Source organism: [Clostridium] ultunense DSM 10521 (assembly GCF_000511955.1).
In the GTDB taxonomy this organism is placed as follows: domain Bacteria; phylum Bacillota; class Clostridia; order Tissierellales; family Tepidimicrobiaceae; genus Schnuerera; species Schnuerera ultunensis.
Window position 1 is genome coordinate 798622 of the sequence record NZ_AZSU01000003.1, and the last position, 3744, is coordinate 802365.

Annotated in this window: 6 protein-coding genes; 2 read left to right on the forward strand and 4 right to left on the reverse strand. The window is 32.5% G+C overall.

What is annotated here, in order from left to right; genetic code table 11:
- Window positions 1-393, forward strand: a 393-nt coding sequence (locus tag CUL_RS17260) for an integrase core domain-containing protein (protein WP_025641759.1), incomplete at its 5' end; no start/stop codon positions are given.
- Between the two features lie 457 nt (window positions 394-850).
- Here the strand turns inward: CUL_RS17260 and CUL_RS0111135 are convergent.
- The 4 genes from CUL_RS0111135 to CUL_RS0111150 all read right to left on the reverse strand — a co-directional run bounded on the left by CUL_RS0111135 (window position 851) and on the right by CUL_RS0111150 (window position 2644).
- Window positions 851-1078: a zinc-binding metallopeptidase family protein gene (locus CUL_RS0111135; RefSeq protein WP_025641761.1), complete on the reverse strand. Its 228-nt coding sequence runs from the start codon at window positions 1076-1078 to the stop codon at window positions 851-853.
- A gap of 233 nt (window positions 1079-1311) precedes the next feature.
- Window positions 1312-1680, reverse strand: a complete 369-nt coding sequence (locus CUL_RS0111140; protein WP_025641763.1) for a zinc-binding metallopeptidase family protein — start codon at window positions 1678-1680, stop codon at window positions 1312-1314.
- Complete coding sequence (locus CUL_RS19930; protein ID WP_269077324.1) at window positions 1681-1815, reverse strand: hypothetical protein; 135 nt, start codon at window positions 1813-1815, stop codon at window positions 1681-1683. It lies immediately after the preceding gene.
- Window positions 1816-2251: 436 nt separating this feature from the next.
- Window positions 2252-2644: a hypothetical protein gene (locus tag CUL_RS0111150; RefSeq protein WP_025641765.1), complete on the reverse strand. Its 393-nt coding sequence runs from the start codon at window positions 2642-2644 to the stop codon at window positions 2252-2254.
- Window positions 2645-3289: 645 nt separating this feature from the next.
- On the opposite strand from CUL_RS0111150, the gene CUL_RS17265 reads away from it, so the two are divergent.
- Window positions 3290-3744, forward strand: a 455-nt coding sequence (locus CUL_RS17265; protein ID WP_157752659.1) for a helix-turn-helix domain-containing protein, incomplete at its 3' end; no start/stop codon positions are given.

Below are 3744 nucleotides of genomic sequence, written 5' to 3' on the forward strand. Positions count from 1 at the left end.
TCACCTCACAGAAATTCAGACCAAGCTTTTTCTTTGCTTAATTCTGTTAAAGATCTAGGGAAACCTAATGCTATTGTTAGTGACCGCTACAATGCATACAATGTCCCAGTAAAAACTGTATTGGGAAAAAATGTTAAACACATTCGTGTCGAAAGCTTCAAAGATGATATTTCTAATAATTTAATAGAGTCTTTTCACCATCAATTCAAAGCTTGGTATAAGACTAAGCAAGGCTTTAATTCTTTTGAATCAGCCAACAACCTAATCAGCATGTTTATATTTTTCTATAATTTTGTTAGACCTCATTCATCTCTTAATGGCTTAACCCCAGCTCAAGTTGCTGGATTAAATCTAGCTGCCAAAGAGAAAAGAAGGTATCCTCTTGTAGCATAAGTTTTGCTTGAATTTCGCCATATATTTTCTAAATGTTCGTCCTTGAGATTGTCAAGGGCGCACTTTAGTGCGTTCATTTTTACCCTTGACAATCTCAAGGTGAGCTTTTATAATCATCAAGGCGAAATTTAAAGCAAATTAAAGTAATTTTATAAAACATTGTACTATTTTTTCATTTTAAGTTTACAAAGCCGCAGACTGCATCAAACATGCAATTTGCCATTAGTTATAAGATTCCTTTATTTTTCTCTCGATATTCTTTGTGATCTTTTTGAATTTCTTTCAATAAATCTGGGGTAGTTGTTAATCTATGCATTAAGGAAGCGATTAATATTCCACCATTATATAAACCCTCATATCCATTATCAGTTTTTAACATTTTTTGAAATTCAATATCATGTAAAGGAATGTATTTATTACCTGTTACAGATACAAAGGGATGAAATGTTGGTATTAACTAATCTACATTTCCTGCATCCGTCGAACCCTGTGGTACATGATAAATAACTGTCTCTGTTCCCATTGCATCGAATACTTCCTGTACTGTTTTCATAGATAATTCACCTGAATAAAGATCACAATAAGTAGGATTACGCTGAACAACTTCAAAAGATGTACCAGTACATAATGCTGCACCTTCCATACATTGATGTGCCTTTTCCATAAGATCATTTAAATCCTTCATGTTTTTCGCCTTAAAATAATAGTCTAAAACAACTTTATTTGGTACTATGCTAGGTAATTCTCCACCTTTTTCTACTATTCCATGGATTTGACTTGTAGTAGGTATGTGTTGTCTTCACATATCCATAGCATCCATAAAAATTCTTACTGCATTCAAAGCATTAAGTCCATCACAAGGATTTCCAGATGCATGACTATTTTTACCTATAAATGTAATATATCTATCTGTGCAAGCTAACACTTTAAAGGCAGGACTATTATTATGAAATATAGAGCCATAACTGCGAATTCATATCCCTCAAAAGCTCCAGCATCTATAAGAAATACTTTTCCACCTGGATATTCTTCAGCTGGTGTTCCCATTATGTCTATACGGAATGGTAAATCTTGATATGCTCCATTAAGAGCTAAGGCAGCAAGTAGACTTACACCACAACTAACGGAATGCCCACAAGCATGTCCTATACCGGGTAATGCATCATATTCGCACATAATAACAGCTTTTGGATAATTTTTATCTTTCATTCCTGTTTTAACCGCTAAAAAAGATTGTTCTACGCCAAAGTGCGGTGTAGTAATTTCGTATCCCTCTTCAATTAACAACTAAGTAATACGCTTTACTGCCTTCCTTTCATTGCCTTCAGTTTCTGGATTATCTGTCAGATAATCCGCAACATCCTTACATCTATTATAATAACATTTAACCTTTTCAATAATCTTTTCATTCAATTTGTACATAGGATTACACCTTTCTGTTAAAAATTAACTGTTACTCTACTTTCTTGCAGTAATCGAAGTTATCAAAAACTTCTGGTTTTTACAAAACTATGGAAGCCTTTATTTATGTATTATTTTAGCATAGATTCTTGTTACATTTTGCCTGCTTAGCATTTATTGACTTTGCCACAAAGGAATAAATAAATCTACTATATCTATGACTATGGAAAATATAAATATTGATGAAAATCCGGCATTTCCAGGTTTATCTAACCGACCACCAAGCATTGCCCAAAAAACAAGTCTGGTGTATAACCAATAATAGAAACAAGTCCAATAGCAGTGCTAGTGTGTTCTACCGAAGTTCTATATTCTTCATAAAGAGAACTAGATACGCTATACACCAATAACATAAATGCAGGAGGTAATATACTTAGAATACCTAAAATCATAACACTTATATTAGACTCAATTGAGCACCAATATTGGGGCTTAGCCCTTTAACCGTGGTAAGAAAAGTCGTATAGTAATAGGAAGTAGAATAAAGTCCATATGAACAAAATACCATTAGTGCAATATACCAAATAAGTTGATTTTTTACAACTGAACCAACTTTATTAAATTGAAAGCTACTTTCTTTTTCAAGAGTTTCCTGTTTTTCATGCCTATCTCGAAAAATTTGGCAACCGATTCTGTCTATAAAATTTATTAATGCATTACCTATTAAAATTGCTTTTAAATCAGTTACATAATCAGCAAACCTATTAACACTAATAACAGTACATTTTGAACAACTATAGACAACTACCCTTGGATAGCATAAAACCCCCGAATTTTTTGCCCTGTTCATTAGAACTTCCGATTACCCAACAGTTTTTAGAGTAGCAGACCAGAAAACAAAAGTTGTTGAAAAAGCGATAAGGAAAAATACTATTCTTGTATACGTAAAATTCATAAAAAAAGCAAAAGAAGCATCTAGTAAGGCTGTAGAAAAAAGTGATATGGCGATACATTTTTAGTAATTTAATTTATCGCTCATAATTCCACCTGGAATATACAAAATCATACACCCAATAGCAAAACAACTTACTAACGAACGAAACTGAGCATTAGTTATATCCAATGTTTCTAAAAGAGGTGTATAATATTCGTTTCTTATATAAGGTAAAAAATATACAGCAGCTTGTCCTAATGCTAAAAAAATAACGGTAACATTTTTTTGTTTTATTCATAACATTCCCTCCTAACATAATTTAGCGCTCTGTAAACTTAAATGAAAATTGAGGACTTCAATCCTCTGTGGTACAATGTTTTTGCTAGAAAACAAATACCTCCCAGAAAGGATGAAGTCCTCATGCAAAAAATTGTACCAGTAAAATGCCCAAAATGCAATAATAAAGATTCTTTTTATGTTATTATCTTTTGATAATGTCATCTCATAATTATCTTTTGATTATGTCAAAATAATAATATGAAAAAAGAGGTGCATTATCTATTGAATGAAAAACAATTAAACAGATATCGAGTCATCTCAAACGTGATTGAAGGTAACCTTAAACCTTGTGATGCGGCCGAAAGTCTGGGTCTAAGTGAACGACAAATTTATCGCCTAAAAAAAGGAGTGGAAGAAGAAGGTGTGTCGTTCCTTATCCACAAGAATACCAATAGGAAACCTTATCATGCTTTCGATGATGATTTTAAACAAAATATTGTTAAACTTAAAAAATCCGATAAATACAAGGATGCCAATTTTAAGCATTTTCAAGAACTTCTTCTTGAGAATGAAGGTATTTCCATAAGTTACAATGCCCTTTATAATCTACTAACTTCTAATGGTGTTATAAGCCCTAAGAAGAGGCGTAAATCTAAGAAGCATTACAGACGGAAGAGAAAAGCTAGAAAAGGAATGTTAATACAGATAGATGCCACTCCTTTCGAATGGTTTGGTAA